Origin of the sequence: Arthrobacter sp. P2b, assembly GCF_900168295.1 — a bacterium.
In the GTDB taxonomy this organism is placed as follows: Bacteria; Actinomycetota; Actinomycetes; order Actinomycetales; family Micrococcaceae; genus Arthrobacter.
Genome location: NZ_FVZL01000006.1, coordinates 39,140 through 54,406, shown reverse-complemented (window position 1 = coordinate 54,406; position 15,267 = coordinate 39,140). Strand labels below are relative to the sequence as shown.

At 66.8% G+C, this 15,267-nt stretch carries 13 protein-coding genes; 7 read left to right on the top strand and 6 right to left on the bottom strand.

From position 1 onward, the window contains the following. Window position 1 precedes the first annotated feature (1 nt). From B5520_RS11840 to B5520_RS11825, 4 genes are all read left to right on the top strand, one after another. Window positions 2-1,015 (top strand): ABC transporter permease, encoded by a 1,014-nt coding sequence (locus B5520_RS11840; protein WP_176156850.1) that lies wholly within the window; start codon window positions 2-4, stop codon window positions 1,013-1,015. Beyond that, a complete protein-coding gene (locus tag B5520_RS11835; RefSeq protein WP_079597263.1) occupies window positions 1,012-2,742 on the top strand; it encodes an ABC transporter ATP-binding protein in 1,731 nt (576 codons plus the stop codon). The genes B5520_RS11840 and B5520_RS11835 overlap by 4 nt, the downstream gene beginning before the upstream one ends. 97 nt (window positions 2,743-2,839) lie before the next feature. Beyond that, window positions 2,840-3,247, top strand: a complete 408-nt coding sequence (locus tag B5520_RS11830; RefSeq protein WP_079597262.1) for a chorismate mutase — start codon at window positions 2,840-2,842, stop codon at window positions 3,245-3,247. Between the two features lie 38 nt (window positions 3,248-3,285). Beyond that, entirely contained in the window at window positions 3,286-4,317 is a 1,032-nt protein-coding gene (locus tag B5520_RS11825) for a hypothetical protein (RefSeq protein WP_079597423.1), read from the top strand. 42 nt (window positions 4,318-4,359) lie between these two features. On the opposite strand, the gene B5520_RS11820 is transcribed toward B5520_RS11825, so the two are convergent. Genes B5520_RS11820 through B5520_RS11795 form a run of 6 tightly spaced genes read right to left on the bottom strand, consistent with a single transcriptional unit; the run spans window position 4,360 to window position 10,711 of the window. Next, on the bottom strand, window positions 4,360-5,073 hold the full coding sequence (locus tag B5520_RS11820) for a DUF4166 domain-containing protein (RefSeq protein WP_079597261.1): 714 nt from the start codon (window positions 5,071-5,073) through the stop codon (window positions 4,360-4,362). Window positions 5,074-5,106: 33 nt separating this feature from the next. Further along, window positions 5,107-6,399 carry a DUF58 domain-containing protein gene (locus B5520_RS11815; protein ID WP_079597260.1) on the bottom strand — a complete coding sequence of 431 codons (1,293 nt, stop codon included), beginning with the start codon at window positions 6,397-6,399 and terminating at the stop codon, window positions 5,107-5,109. Then, window positions 6,399-7,394, bottom strand: coding sequence for an AAA family ATPase (locus B5520_RS11810; RefSeq protein WP_079597259.1), 996 nt, complete (start codon window positions 7,392-7,394; stop codon window positions 6,399-6,401). Before B5520_RS11810 ends, B5520_RS11815 begins: the two co-directional genes overlap by 1 nt. After that, window positions 7,391-8,602: a DUF4350 domain-containing protein gene (locus B5520_RS11805; protein ID WP_079597258.1), complete on the bottom strand. Its 1,212-nt coding sequence runs from the start codon at window positions 8,600-8,602 to the stop codon at window positions 7,391-7,393. Before B5520_RS11805 ends, B5520_RS11810 begins: the two co-directional genes overlap by 4 nt. Further along, window positions 8,599-9,246 (bottom strand): DUF4129 domain-containing protein, encoded by a 648-nt coding sequence (locus B5520_RS11800; protein WP_079597421.1) that lies wholly within the window; start codon window positions 9,244-9,246, stop codon window positions 8,599-8,601. The genes B5520_RS11805 and B5520_RS11800 overlap by 4 nt, the downstream gene beginning before the upstream one ends. Beyond that, on the bottom strand, window positions 9,236-10,711 hold the full coding sequence (locus B5520_RS11795) for a DUF7847 domain-containing protein (protein WP_254865555.1): 1,476 nt from the start codon (window positions 10,709-10,711) through the stop codon (window positions 9,236-9,238). Before B5520_RS11795 ends, B5520_RS11800 begins: the two co-directional genes overlap by 11 nt. 178 nt (window positions 10,712-10,889) lie before the next feature. On the opposite strand from B5520_RS11795, the gene mtrA reads away from it, so the two are divergent. Genes mtrA through B5520_RS11780 form a run of 3 tightly spaced genes read left to right on the top strand, consistent with a single transcriptional unit; the run spans window position 10,890 to window position 15,197 of the window. Next, the gene (mtrA, locus tag B5520_RS11790; RefSeq protein WP_079597257.1) at window positions 10,890-11,564 is read left to right on the top strand and encodes an MtrAB system response regulator MtrA; all 675 of its coding nucleotides are present in this window, start codon (window positions 10,890-10,892) and stop codon (window positions 11,562-11,564) included. Then, window positions 11,539-13,482 carry an MtrAB system histidine kinase MtrB gene (mtrB, locus tag B5520_RS11785; protein WP_254865560.1) on the top strand — a complete coding sequence of 648 codons (1,944 nt, stop codon included), beginning with the start codon at window positions 11,539-11,541 and terminating at the stop codon, window positions 13,480-13,482. Before mtrA ends, mtrB begins: the two co-directional genes overlap by 26 nt. Beyond that, window positions 13,479-15,197 (top strand): LpqB family beta-propeller domain-containing protein, encoded by a 1,719-nt coding sequence (locus B5520_RS11780; RefSeq protein WP_104443481.1) that lies wholly within the window; start codon window positions 13,479-13,481, stop codon window positions 15,195-15,197. Before mtrB ends, B5520_RS11780 begins: the two co-directional genes overlap by 4 nt. Window positions 15,198-15,267 lie beyond the last annotated feature (70 nt).

The window sequence follows — 15,267 nt, the reverse complement described above, 5'->3', positions numbered from 1 at the left end:
CATGAGCATTCCAGCCGTTCCCGTCCCGATGGAAAGTCCGCGGGCACCGTGGTACCGGCGCCTGCCGGTCATCTCCCACTTCAACAAGAGCGTAGGACTCCAGCGCGGCATGCTGGTGGCCGGACTGGTCCTGACCGGCGCCTTCGTCCTGACCGCCCTGCTCGCGCCGCTGCTCGCGCCGTACGGCTTCTCCCAGCTTTCCGACGACGACGGCAGCTTTCCCACGCAGCAGGCCCCGGGCGGGAAGCACCTGCTGGGAACGACGGTGAGCGGATACGATGTCCTGTCCCGTGTCATCTGGGGCGCGCAGACAGCAATCCTGGTAATTGTCGTCGCCGTGGCCATGTCGATCGTGGTCGGCGTTGTCCTGGGCCTGGTGAGCGGATACATCGGCGGCTGGCTCGACCGGATCCTGGTGGTGATCGCCGACGCCGTCTACGCATTCCCCTCACTGCTGGTGGCGATCGTGATGGCCATCGTGATCAGTGGCGGCCAGTCGAGCCTGGTGGGTGGCATCTTCGCGGCCGGAACCGCTATCACGCTCGTTTTTATCCCGCAGTACTTCCGCGTGATTCGGGCCGAGACCGTGCGCTTGAAAGCGGAACCCTTTGTCGAATCCGCCAAGGTGGTGGGTGCCTCCAACATTCGGATCATGAGCCGCCACATCTACCGCAACGCCACCCGAACCCTGCCCCTGATCTTCACCCTCAACGCGTCCGAGGCAATCCTGACCCTGGCGGGGCTGGGTTTCCTTGGCTTCGGCATCGAGCCCAGTTCGGCCGCCGAATGGGGCTTCGACCTGAACAAGGCGCTCGCCGACACCACCTCCGGAATCTGGTGGACAGGCCTGTTCCCGGGCATGGCCATCGTGCTGACCGTACTGGGCCTGACCTTGGTGGGCGAAAGCATCAACGACCTCAACGATCCGCGCCTCCGAGGCCGCAAGAGCACAGGCGGCAGTTCCCCGGCGCCGGTGGACACCGCAGCCATCGCAACAGAAGTGAGGGCATCATGACCGTCAATATCGACCCGTTGGACGCGGGGCATTCCGGCGACGGAGAGCTCGACGGGGGCCGTCCGGTCCTGGACATCGACCACCTTCAGGTCACTTTCGCCACCGACGGCGGGCCCGTGCATGCCGTCAAGGACGTCAGCCTGGAAGTCAGGAAGGGGGAAGTGCTCGCGATTGTGGGGGAGTCCGGGTCCGGCAAGACGGTCACCGCCAAGACCATCCTGGGCCTGCTCCCGGAAACAGCCAGCAGCTCGGGCGCGGTGGTGATCAACGGGGCTGACGTGATCAGTGTCAGTGCCGCCCGCCTCCGCCAGATCCGGGGCAGGGATGTGGCCATGGTGTTCCAGGAACCGTCCACGGCGCTGAACCCGGTGTTCACCGTCGGATGGCAGATCGCCGAAGGCATCAGGGCGCACGCCGGCCGTGAGAGTGGCAAGCGGGTTTCCGCCAAAGAAGCCAAGTCCCGGGCCATTGAGGCCCTGCGCAAGGTGGGAATTCCCGATCCTGAGCACCGCGTCAACTACTACCCCCAGCAGTTTTCCGGAGGGCAGAAGCAGCGGGTTGTCATTGCAGCGGCGCTGGCGCTCAACCCCGGCCTGATTGTTGCCGACGAGCCTACCACCGCACTGGATGTCACGGTCCAGGCCGAGATTCTGGAACTCCTCAGAGACCTGCGGGACAAGTACGGCACCTCGATCGTGCTCATCACGCACAACATGGGGGTGGTGGCGGACCTGGCCGACCGCGTGGTGGTGATGTACCAGGGGGACGTCGTCGAGGAGGCTCCGGCCCGCACCCTGTTTGCCGAACCGCGGCAGGATTACACCCGGAAGCTGCTCGCCGCGGTGCCGCACCTGGGGCATAACTCTGCATCGGAAGGACTGACCAGCCGGGCCCACCAGGATGAGGACGTCCTGGTGGAAGCCAACAATCTGACCATCGAGTACCCGGGCAGGCTGGGAACGCCGGCCTTCAAGGCCGTGGACAGGGTCAGCTTCACGCTGTCGAGGGGCGAGGTCTTCGGGCTGGTGGGGGAGTCGGGTTCCGGAAAAACCACCATCGGCAGGGCCATCGCCGGGCTCAACAGGACCACCGGAGGCAGCCTGAAAGTCCTGGGCTACGAAATGCTGAACCTTCGCGAACGCACCTTCAAACCGCTCCGGAAGGACATCGGCTTCGTCTTCCAGGACCCGGCCGCGTCCTTCAACCCGCAGCTGACCATCGGCGAATGCATCGCCGAGCCCATGGTGATCCACACCCGGCCAAGCCCCGCCCAGGTGCGCAAACGCGTCGGCGAGCTGCTCGAATCAGTCCAGCTGCCGGCGTCGTATGCTGCCCGGTACCCCCACGAGCTGTCCGGCGGGCAGCGCCAGCGGGCCTCGCTGGCACGGGCCCTGAGCCTGAACCCCCGGCTGCTGATAGCGGATGAACCGACGTCGGCCCTGGACGTTTCGGTGCAGGCCAAGGTTTTGGAGCTGTTCAAGGACATCCAGCAGGAGTTCGAGTTCGCCTGCCTTTTCATCAGCCATGACCTTGCAGTGGTGGACATCCTCTCCTCCTGGGTTGGCGTGCTCTACAAGGGCAGGCTGGTGGAACAGGGGATCGGGAGCCATATCATGGGCAACCCACAGCATGACTACACCAAGCGGCTGATTGCATCGCTGCCGGTCCCTGACCCCGAGGAACAGGCACGACGCCGGGAACAGCACCGGGCGCTGCTGGGCATCTGAGCGGCACAGCATGGTGGGCAAGCGCCGGGGCCGGGCGACATCCGGCGCCGGCGCTTAACACCCGGATCATTGGGCCGGCTGCCCATAGACTGGGATCATGACGCAGCACAACCTTCCCTCTCCTGACTCCGACGATTACGACCCCTCCGCCAGTTCGTTGGCCGGCCAGGTGGACAATTCGGTGATGGCTGAACTGCTGTCCATCCGCTCCAGTATCGACAACATCGATGCGACCCTCGTGTACCTCCTGGCAGAGCGCTTCAAAGCCACGCAGAAGGTGGGCTTCCTGAAGGCCGCCCACCGCCTCCCTGCGGGAGATCCAGGACGCGAAACCGCGCAGATTGCCAGGCTCCGCCGGCTTGCCGAAGATGCCCACCTCGATCCTGCCTTCGCGGAAAAATTCCTGAACTTCATCATCGGTGAAGTCATCCGCCATCACGAAGCGATTGCTGAGGACCACCAGGCTGCGTCCGGCCAGCACCCGCAGGCATCAGCACTCGCGTGACCGTGGGCGAACGGCACGAACCCGTCCGCGGCGCCGCGCTGCCGGATAAAGCTCCGCCTGCGGAAGTCACGGCAACGGGACTGGGACCATGGCCCGGGGAGGACCCGCTCGAAGCCGCCCGGATCATCCGGGGTGAACTCGGCAGCCCGCACCTGCCGTTCCTCGCCGAACTGCCGGCCCGCGGGGTGGGCTCCGATGCCCTGGGGCGCACCGCCTCCCTCCTGGAGGAACTGGCCGTCGACGTCCAGCCGTACGGGTGGCGCCTCGTGGACCGCCCCGGCAAGGACTTCCGCCGCGCAGCCTCGGCGCTCTCCACGGACATCAACGTCCTGGCTGACGTAGCAGGGGCCGAGGACGCATCCGCGGAGGAGATCAAGCTCCAGCTGGTGGGCCCGCTCACCCTGGCGGCGGGTCTGCATCTGCACAACGGGGAGCGGGCCTTGCTTGATTACGGCGCGCGCCGGGACCTCACCGCCTCACTCGCTGCCGGCGTCGGAGGCTACCTCGCCCGGGTATCGGCTGCCGTTCCCGGTGCGCGGCTCGTAGTTCAGCTCGACGAACCCGATGTTGCCGCCGTGCTGGCAGGAACCATTCCCACTGCCAGCGGCTACCGCACCCTGCGTGCCGTCGCCGCCTCCGAAGCGCGGGAATCCTGGCGCCTGGTGATGGACGCACTCCGCGCAGCCGGTGCCGCGGAAGTGGTGGTGTCGGTGCCTGAAGTTGAGGCCCCGTTCGACCAGATCCTGCATGCCGGAGCCGACGGCATCGCGGTGCCGCTCAAAGCCCTGACGTCCCGACAGTGGGAGCAGTTGGCGGGAGCGGTCGAGGCCGGCAAACGGGTGTGGGCCGGAGCCCTTGACGTTGCAGCAGGTCAGCTTCCCAAAGTGGCGGACTGCGTCGAGTCGGTATGGCGCCCGTGGCGGCAGCTTGGCCTCCCGGCGTCGTCCCTGGCCAGCCTCCGGGTCACCCCCTCAGCGGGGCTTGCCGGTCACAGCCCCGCGCAGGCCACCGCCGTGCTGGGCAGGCTGACCCAGGTGGCGGACGGCCTGAACCAGGTCGCCCTGGGCTAGCCTGCCGTGGCTGGCCGGCAGGGGCGCCGGCGGCCACGCGCCTCAGACCCGGTTTTCCCAGCGGTCCGGCTGGGCGTAGCGCGGCAGGAAGCTCCGGGCCGGGTTGCCCCCGGTGTAGGGACGCAGCCGGTAGTCGAAGCTGCCGGCATACACCAGGACGAGGCCGATCTGCGGCTGGATGACCTTGACCTGGATGCGGTGCCGGCCGTTGGCACCTTCTGCGGGGTCCCACCATTGCTCGGCGTAGGCTTTGGCATCCACCGGTGCCGGAAGTGGCACGCGGAGCGGGCCGAGGAAAAGCCGGGATGCTTCCGACACGCCCCGCAGCCTTCCCCCTGCCGTGACGCTGAGGTTCAGGTCCGTGACCAACCGCCGGTAGCGGCCCACGTAGTCCACCAGTTGCGGGCTCCCGTTACGGCTGGTGGCGCTGGTGGTGTCCTGGAAGATGCGGGTCCGGCCGGGTAACCGGATCTCGCGCCGGGCGGTCAGGCTGGAGCGGCCAAACGGATCCTGGTGGGCGTGGTTTTCGATCCGGAACGGGACGTTCTCACCGTATTCCGGAAAGAACGCTTCCTCTCCGCCGGTGAGGCGTAACAGCGGCCGCAGCCACTCTTGCCGGCAGCCAACGACGTCGAACGTGCCTTCGCCCACGCCGTACCGGCCGGAGCCGGGCACCAGGGAGAAGTACTCCTGCAGTTCAGGCTGCAGCCTGGTAAATTCCGCCCCGAGAACCTGCTGGTAGATCGGTACGTTCATGAAGATCCTCCTGCTCAAAAAACTCTGCCGGCTTCACAATTTACCGGCCGCTTTCAGCCTGATGTACATGTCTGCCAGCCGCGGGGGCAGCTGGTGCGGTTCGGCGTCCACCACTTCCACCCCGAGGCGGCGGAGCTCCGCGCTGACAGCGGCGCGCTGAAGGAGCGCGCGTTCGGCTGCTGCGGCACGAAAAACCCCGGTGGCGTCGGCGCGGTCCCGGAGCATGGTGCCCAACTGGGGGTCGCGGACAGCCGCCACCACCACAACATGGTCGTTGGCAAGCCGCGCGGCGGCGGGAAGGAGTCCCTCCTCCGGGGCACCGCCGTCCAGCGAGGTCAGCAGCACCACCAGGGACCGGTGTGCGGTGACGGCGCGGACCTGCGCCGGCACGGCCGGCCAGTCCATCTCGATAAGCTCCGCGTCCAGCGGTGCCATGGCCTGGACCAGCTGTCCCAGCAGGTTGCCCTGTACGGCAGATCCTGCCCAGGCACGGGTCCGGCGGTCAAAGGCCAGGAAGTCAACCCGGTCACCGCCGCGCTCGGCCAGGACGCCGAGCAGCAGCGCAGCTTCCATGCCGGTATCGAGGCGGGTCTCGTCGTCGATCCTCGCTGCCGAGGTCCGGGACGTATCCAGGACCATCACTACGCGCCGGTCGCGTTCCGGACGCCAGGTGCGGACGACGACGGAGGAACGGCGGGCGGTGGCCCGCCAGTCGATGGAACGTACGTCGTCGCCCCGGACGTAGTCACGCAGGGAATCGAACTCGGTGCCCGCCCCGCGGATCTGCACGGCAGCTTTTCCGTCGAGTTCGCGGAGCTTCCGCAGCTTGGACGGCAGGTGCCGCCGCGAATGGAAAGGCGGCAGGACACGTACTGCGCCCGGACACTCCATGGTCCGCTGGCGGGCGGCGAGCCGCAGGGGTCCGAAGGAGCGCAGCGTCACGTGCGGGGCCTTGAGGTCTCCGCGGCGGACCGGCTGCAGCCGGACGGTGACCCGCCTGCTTTCGTGGGCCGGGATGTCAACATCCTGGACAGGGTTTCGTGCCCCCGCCGACGGCTGCCAGCCGTCGCGGAGGGTGCCGCGCAGGCGCCGGTTCCCGTCGTTCCGGACGGTGAGCCTGGCATCGATGGTCCCGTTCAGGGCGACATTTCCGGGCTCGGCACGCTGGAGCTGGACGGACCGCAGCGAACCGGCAAGGACCAGGTCGGCTGCTGCCAGCGCGGCAAGCACGCCCAGTACGGCCAGCACCGTTCCCCACCCGGGCGCCAGCAGGACCGGCACCAGGCCCACCAGCACCAGCAGCACGTAACGCCCGGAGATGGCCATCAGCGTGGAACGGGAACGGACGCCAGGATGCTGCCCAGCACATCGTCCACGCGGACCCCGTCCATCTGGGCTTCCGGCTGCAGGGCAACCCGGTGCCGCAGGCAGGGCAGTGCCAGCGCTTTGACGTCGTCAGGGGTCACGAAGCCCCTGCCGGAAAGCCAGGCCCAGGACCGGGACGTATTCAAGAGTGCTGTGGCGCCGCGGGGCGAAACACCCAGCAGGAACGATGGCGCCGTGCGGGTGGCCCGCACCAGGTCCACGATGTAGCCGATGATTTCCTGCTCCACGGCCACACCGCTTACCGCGTGCCGTGCCCGCTCCAGGTCAGCGGCACCCGCAACGGGCCGGACGCCGGCGGCGGCCAGGTCACGCGGATCAAAGCCGGCAGCGTGGCGGCGGATGACCTCCATCTCATCCCGCCGATCAGGCAGCGGCATGGTGAGCTTAAGCAGGAACCGGTCCAGCTGCGCTTCCGGAAGTGGATACGTCCCTTCATACTCCACGGGGTTCTGGGTGGCGGCCACGAGGAACGGTGACGGCAGGGGCCGGGACACTCCATCCACCGAAACCTGCCGCTCCTCCATCGCCTCCAGCAGCGACGCCTGGGTCTTGGGTGGCGTCCTGTTGATTTCGTCCGCCAGGAGGAGGTTGGTGAAGACGGGCCCCTCACGGAAGGTGAATTCGGACGTGTGCGAGTCGTACACCAGGGATCCCGTGACATCCCCCGGCATCAGGTCGGGGGTGAACTGCACGCGCTTCGTATCCAGGCTCAGCGCGGCGGACAGGGCACGCACCAGCAGGGTCTTGGCGACTCCCGGCACACCCTCCAGCAGCACGTGCCCCTGGGACAGCAGGGCGATCAGCATTCCGGTAACGGTGGCGTCCTGCCCCACCACCGCCTTTGACACCTCATGGCGCACGTCCAAAAGGGCTTGCCGGGCGGAATCGTGCTCCATCGGATCAAGGACCCGCTGGCCACTGCCGTGTTCACTCATCGGCTGCTGACCTCTTTCTCTAGGTTGTTCAGTTCCTGCGCCCAGGCCACGAGCCGGGCCTCGGTGCGGGGATGGTGGTTGACGAGGTCCCGGACTTCCGCTGCGGGCCTGCCCAGCAACCGTGCCGCCGCATCAATGGTGTGCTCGGCAGTGGCCCCCGGCCCCAGACGCAACTTCCCGGCAAGCCTCGCCAGCGTTCCGGCCCGGAGGTTGTCGCGGGCCTGCTCGACGGCGTGCGCGTCGTGGTACATCCGCGCGCGTCCCTCCGCCGTCTCTACTGCCTTGACCACCACTGGCAGCGGTTCAAACACCAGGGGACCGAGGCGCCGGCCGCGCCAGGCGATCGCCGTCAAGGCCACGACGATGAGCCAGGGACCCAGATACCGGACCCAATCCGGCGCCAGGTCGTCGAGGGTTTGCGGTGAGCCGAAGGTATCCAGGTCCTCCAGCGAGGGCAGGTACCAGACCAGCTCCGATGAACCGCCGAGGGTCCGAAGGGCCAGTGCAGCGTGTCCCAGCTCATCCAGCCCGTCGTTGCTCAACACTCCGGTGCTGCCCAGGACGGACAACCGCCCGTCCCCGCTGACGGCAAGCAGCCCGGCGGCCGAACCGGAAGGACGGTAACAGGACACCCCGCCGTCGTACACGAAGCCCGACTTGCCGGAGATGTCCCCGGCAGCCTGCGCGTCCGGAAGGGAGCAGCCAGGGACGAGCGCGGGGGAGGCATCGGGCACCACACCCGCCTGCCGGATGTCACTGTCCAGGGCGGACAGCGTCTCCAGCCTGGGCGTCACCAGCACCAACCGCCCCGCTGCGGCCGCAAGATCAAGGAGCCGCGGTTCGTCGAGGATACCGCTCCGGTCGTACAGCAGGAGGGTAGGGGAGGAGCCTGCTTCCAACGCGGACATGGCTGCTTCGAAGTTTCGGGCCTTGTGCACGTCAACTCCGTGCCGGCCGAGGATTTCGCTGACTGCCCGTGCCCCTTCCGGTCCCGCATTGCTGACCGACAGGGGAGTGGCGTCACCTTTGGGGGCAAGCTGGCCCCAGACGGCCATACCTAGGGCGATGGCGCAAACCGTGGCGAGGAGGGCAAGGGACCGGTGCTTTCGCAGCGATGCAAGCGGGCCTCGACCGGGCGCCGGGAGCGTGTCCGGGCCGGCAACACTGGTCTCCGGCTGCCTTATGCCGGCGGTATTAACGCCCGTCATGGCATGACCTCCGCGCGGCCCGCTGCCTGGGACCGTTCGGGTTTGCCCGCTTCGAGGGCGGCGTCCAGGGCGGCCATGTCCGCATAGTCCGAGCTGCGTGGCGCCATGTTTCCGTAGCGGACGGCGTCGAAAGTGTTTGCCGCGTGGTCCAGGCGGTGCGCTTCCGCGCTGAACGGCACGGACAACTCGTGCGCCACTTCGTCCGCCGTCCGGCCGGGCTGCGGGTCCAGGATGGTGCGGTCCTCGGCCGACCGGACGAGCGCACGGAAGCGGTCGACGACGGCGTCCCCCCAGTTCCCTGCCGCGGCAGACGCTTCGGAGCGCCGCCGGTAGTCAGCCGCAGTCACCTCGTAGTCCGCCTCAAAAACGTCCTTGGGCTGCCTGGATGCAGCGTTCAGGCGTGGCCGGGCGAGGATGACGGCGACGGCAATGACCAGGGCGACCACGATCCCGATGACCGGTGTTGGCAATGGCCCCGCCGACTGGGCGGACCCATCCAGGGACGAGAGCCAGTCCAGGAAGTCCATCCACAGCGTTTGAAGCCAGGACGGGGTGGCCTCACGGTACTCAGACTTGCCCAGTTCCTCCACTGCCCAGCGCCGGGCTTCCTCCGCATCCGGGAGCACAGGCGGCTCAGCGGACATCCGGCCAGGCTCCCGCCGCAGGCCCGTGACCTTCCCGTCCCGGGACCCCCGCCGCGACACCGCGGCCCGGGACGCCGTCGGGATCAGCGCCTGATTCCATCAGCCGCAACAGCACGATGTCCAGGCCATCCTTGCGCATCCGCAGGTCCATGTAGAGCAGGGCCATGACGGACGTCTGGAACGCATAACCAAGTGCCCCGATCAGGGCGCCAAGGACCGCCGTGACAACGCCAACAGCCACAGCCACCGCAGCTTCCTGCCCGCTGCCGCCGTGGGGTGATGCGAAGGTGGTGAGGAGGCTTGTCAGAAGGCTCACCGGGATCATCACCACCTGGCTGATGACTCCCACCATGATGCTGACCACGAGCGTGATTCCCAGGATCCGCCACCAGTTGGCGCGGGTCAGCTCCCAGGACCGGCGTAACCCGGCCAGGGCTCCGAGTTCCTCAATGACAACCGCAGCGGGAGCCACCATCACTTTGATGGTGATCCAGATGAACAACGCAATAAAGCCCAGGACCAGTGGTACCAGGATGAGGGCCCCGGTTCCTTCCATGCCGGATACCAGCGCGACGGCCACCCCGGCGAGGAGTGCGAACGCCAGCAGGCCGGCCGCCATGAGCACCAGCGCAAGGCGGACCAGGGCGCCCGCCCTCGACCGCGCCAGCGTCCACATCTGCCGGAAGCCAGTGCGGCGGTTGAGGATGGACCGGGCCACCGGAACCACCATGGCACCCTGGAGGATCGCCGAGATAAACAGTGTAAGGATGCCGACCACCAGGATGGCGGCACCGAAGCCCAACCCCAGCGAGGCGAGGTCCGCGGGGCTGGCAGTCTGTGCCCAGGCTTCGATGGAACCCATGGAGGTGGCAGTTACCACGGTGATCACCGCCGCGAGAATGGCCACCAGTGACTGGGCCAGCAAGGCTGCGCCCAGCATGGCCTTCGCGTTCCGGCGGATGGCCTGGAAAGAGCCGTCCATGATCTCCCCGAACATGAGGGGGCGGAGCGGAACAATGCCCGGCTTGGGCGGGGCAACGTAGCGGGGCTGGCCGTGGGGGCCACCGTAGTGGGCTCCGGGATACGGCGGTCCCGGATATGTGCCTTGGGGGTATGCGCCCTGGGGGTATGCGCCACCGGCGCCTGCGCCCCAGACAGGCTGTTGTCCTGGGGCCTGCTGCTGCCAGGAAGGTGGTCCCCAAGGCTGCCCTGGCTGCTGTTGGGTGGGCTGCTGTTGGGTGGGCTGCTGGCCGGCGGGCAGGTGCCAGGTATTTTGCCCCCACGGCTGTCGTGCCTGCTGCCCGGCTGAGGGTTTCCACTGCGGCGCTTCACCCCATCGATCCGGGCTGGCGGGTGGTGCCGGGGTGGAGGCGTCGCCCGGGCCCTGGCCGTCCTGGTCCCGCCCGTCAGCGCGCCCGTCCCGGCGTCCGGGCTCCTGCTGGCCTGAATCCTGTGATGACACCATGTTCCTTCCCCCGTACTGGTCCGAATGCTGCCCGCGCCCGCAGTACGACTTCCGGAGGGCGCCGGGAAGGTCCGGCATCATCCCCAGCCTATAGTTCCGGCGTCGGACGTCCTAGCGTTCCGCCATGCCGTAAGGCGCTGAACAGGACAAAGCCTGCCTGATAAGGGAATATATAACTATGAAGGCACGCATTCTGGTGGTTGATGATGATGAAGCGCTGGCCGAAATGATTGGAATTGTTCTTCGCAATGACGGCTTCGAGCCGGTCTTCTGCGCTGACGGCGCAAAGGCGCTTGACGTTTTCCGGTCATCCAGGCCGGACCTTGTATTGCTGGACCTCATGCTTCCCGGCGTGGACGGCATCGAGGTCTGCCGGCAGATCCGGTCCGAGTCGGATGTGCCTATCGTCATGCTCACTGCCAAGTCGGACACCTCCGACGTCGTCCGCGGACTGGAATCCGGTGCCGACGACTATGTGCCGAAGCCCTTCAAGCCCGCCGAGCTGGTGGCCCGCGTCCGTGCCCGCCTGCGCCCGGGGGACCAAAAGGCCCCCGAAACTCTCCGGATCGCCGACATCACCATCGACGTCGCCGGCCACACCGTCAGCCGGGGAAATGAGCGCATCTCGCTGACTCCGCTTGAGTTTGATCTCCTGGTGGCCCTCGCCCGCAAACCGTGGCAGGTTTTCACCCGCGAACTGTTGCTCGAACAGGTCTGGGGTTACCGGCACGCAGCGGACACCCGCCTGGTCAATGTCCATGTCCAGCGCCTGCGGTCCAAGATCGAGCAGGACCCTGAGGCTCCTGAAGTCGTATTGACGGTGCGTGGTGTCGGCTACAAAGCAGGGGCCTGATCCCGCTGCACCTGATGGGGGACGCGGTCCGGGCGTTCCCGCTCCCGCGACCCCCGCTGCCGGAGGCAACACCGGGCGCCCCGGAACATCTGACCCCGATGCGGCCTCCGGACACACGGAAGCCTTGACCCCGGGCTTCCGGCGCCTGGCGTTCCGAGCCCGGATCTGGCAGCGGCGTACACTGATCGTCAGCCTGCGTGTGGCACGGCTCGTCAGGATGGGTTTCCGCCGCTTCCTGCCGGCCCTGCGCTACATTGGCCGTGCCCTGCACCGCCGGTGGCGGCGGTCGCTGCAATTCCGGACGGTTCTCACCACGCTGCTGCTTGCCGTCACCTCCTTCGCGGTTGTTGGCGCCTACCTTTCCAACCAGATCGCCAACAACCTTTTCCAGGAGCGCCTGACACAGGCCGAGTCAGAGACGCGCTACAACGTCAAGCAGGTCCAGGACACCTTCGACGGCGCCCAGGTCACCGACCAGTCCAGCGTTATCACCCTGGTCTACGACACCCTAAACGCGGTCGAAGGGCGCGGCTCGGTAATCCAGCGCCGCTACGTGTTCGAGGCCATGCCTGAGCAGACCAAGCCGCGGAACCGCTGGGTTGAATCCCGTGCCTCCGACCAGTTGACGGTCAGCGTTATTCCACCGGAATTGCGCAAAGCCGTGCAGGAATCCGGGAAGGACCAGTACTGGGCGTCCACGGTCATTCCGGTAGGCACCGAAGACAGGCCGGGCATCGCCGTTGGCAACAAGGTGACGTTTAACGGCACGGTCTATGAGCTGTACCTGATTTACGACCTCAACACCGCACAGCAGACCCTGGACGAGATCCAGAGCGTGCTGTGGGCAGGCGGCGCTGTACTGGTGCTGCTGATCGGCGCAGTGGCCTGGTATGTCACCCGCAACGTCGTCAGCCCGGTCAGCCATGCCGCGATGGTTTCGGAGAAACTTGCCGCCGGACAGCTGCAGGAGCGGATGGTGGTCCGTGGTGAAGACGAGGTGGCACGCCTCGGCGCCTCCTTCAACCACATGGCTGCCAGCCTCCAGGAGCAGATCACGCAACTGGCCACCCTTTCGCAAATGCAGCAGCGCTTCGTATCCGATGTCTCGCATGAGCTGAGGACGCCGTTGACCACGGTCCGGATGGCTGCGGAGGTCCTGTACGACGCCCGCGACGACTTTGACCCTATTAACAAGCGTTCCGCTGAACTGCTCTACAACCAGGTGGAACGCTTTCAATCGCTGTTGTCGGATCTCCTCGAGATCTCACGGTTCGACGCCGGTGTGGCCGTGCTGGATGCGGAAGCCGAGGACATCCTGCAGGTTGTTGCCCACGTCATTGAAGGTGCGGCGCCGGTAGCGGCCGAATACGGTTCCGGGGTTGTCCTTAGCGCCCCGGCCGGCGCCATCATCGTGGACATGGATGCCCGGCGGATCGACCGGATCCTGCGTAACCTGATCCTGAACGCCGTTGAACACGGTGAAGGAAAACCGGTGACGGTCACCGTGGCAGCCAGCCAAACCGCCGTCGGAATTGCGGTCCGCGACCATGGCATCGGCATGGAGCCGGCGGAAGCCGCCCGCGTTTTCGACAGGTTCTGGCGTGCGGATCCGGCCCGTGCCCGTACAACGGGAGGCAGCGGATTGGGGCTGTCCATCGCCATGGAGGACACCAAGCTGCACAACGGCTGGCTGCAGGCGTGGGGCAGGAAGGGCAGTGGTGCCAACTTCCTGCTCACACTGCCGCTGCGCCAAGGCGAGGACATCGATACATCCCCCATCCATCTCGAACCGGACGACGTCATGATTCCGGGGGAGCCCGGCAACATCCCCCGGGAAACCGACAACAGGAACATGCTGGTCCTCGAAACCGGCTCTTCGCGGCTGGTTCCGGTGCCGACGTCAAAGGAGACCCCATGATGGGCCGCGGCCACGGCCAGGCACGATGCGCTGCCTTCCTGCTTGCCCTGTTGCTGGTCCTGCTGGCGGGCTGCGCGCGAATACCCACATCAGGACCTGTGGGGAAGAGCAGCGAAGGCAGCGCCGGAAACCTCAGCGCACCGGTGTTTTTGCCGGCCGCCCCGCAAGACGGTGCATCACCGGAAACCATCATTGACTACTTCTACCGGGCAGGAAGCGGGTATGAGGACGACTACGCCGTGGCCCGCCAGTACCTGACGCAGGCATCATCCGTGTCCTGGAAGCCGGACCAGCGCGCCCTCGTCTATCGTGACGCCCGCGTCGTTGCAACGGATACTGAAAACGTCTTCAACTACGAGCTGGACGTCGCCTATACCGTTGACGCCGACGGCATCGCCACTCAGTCGCCGGAAGGAACCATCGAGAGGATTCCAGTCACCGTCACCCAGGTTGACGGTGAGTGGAGGATTTCGGCCATTCCGGACGGCACGGCCATCCCCGAGGAAACCTTCAAGGTGATCTACGGGGCGTATCCGATCTACTTCTTCGACCCCACCTTCACGTTCGCCGTCCCGGACGTCCGCTGGTTCATCAGGAACAAAACGGTGAAGTCCATGACGAGCGCCCTGCTCGCCGGGCCGGCCCCGTACCTCCGCGGTGCCGTAGCCAGTGCCTTCCCATCCGGAATCAAGCTGGCCCGCGAATCGGTCCCCGTAGTTTCAGGCGCCGCGCAGGTGGACCTGACGGCGAAGGAGCTGATGGAAACGTCACCGGAGGACCGCCTCCGCATGCAAATGCAGCTTACGCTGACGTTCCGCAGCCAGCCCGACGTCGTCAACGTTGAGCTGCGCGCCAACCAGGATCTGGTGCGCGTGGAGGACGACGGATCAGTATTGCCGCCGGTACAGGACAAGAGCGTCCCCTCGCGGCAAATCGCCATCAGCGGAAATGAGCTGGTGAGGTACGAGAACAACAGGGTTTCCCCGCTGCCGGACATGCAGCCCGTCTCTGCGCTTAATCCGCGCTTCCCGGCAGAATCCCCGGTGTCGCAGACGGCCGCGTTCCTCAATGACAGCCGGACAACCCTGTACAGCATCAGCCCCGGGCAGCCGCCCCGTGCGCTCACCACGCGAAGCACGTTGAGCCGCCCGTCCTTCGGGCTCAGCGACTGGGTGTGGACCGCAGGCCCGGGAGCGGACGGCGGCACCGAGGTGGTTGCCTACCGGCCCACCGGCGTCACCGAAGGATCACCGGTCCCTTCAGTCACCCTGACTCCGGCGTGGCTTGCAGGACGGACGGTCAAGGAATTCCGGATTTCGCGGGAAGGCGTGCGTGCGCTGGTCATCTCGGAGCAAAACGGCAGGACGCGAGTGCAGGTGACAGGCATCATCCGGGGTGGCGACGGAACGCCCCGGGAGCTGACAGCGCCCGTCACGCTGGCCACCGAAAGCAACCCGGACCAGGGCGCATGGGTCAGCGATACCACCGTGGCCGTCATGAAGGGATCTGCAGGCTCCAACGTCACCCCGGAACTGCTGTCCCTCACGTCCGGGCAGCCGCAGCAACTTGCTCCGTGGCCGGGGTTGGTGGCCCTCAGCGCCGGAAATGGCGCCGAGGAAGTTTACGCGCAGTCCTCGGAGGGCATCTTCCAACGGCTGGGCAACGGATGGTCGCCGCAGATCAAGGGCCCGATCGATCCCTCGTTCCCGGGCTGAACAAGGCACCCCGACTTACCCACATACGCCTGCTGCCGTCTTCCGCTTCATGCCGGACCGCGCCGAGTGT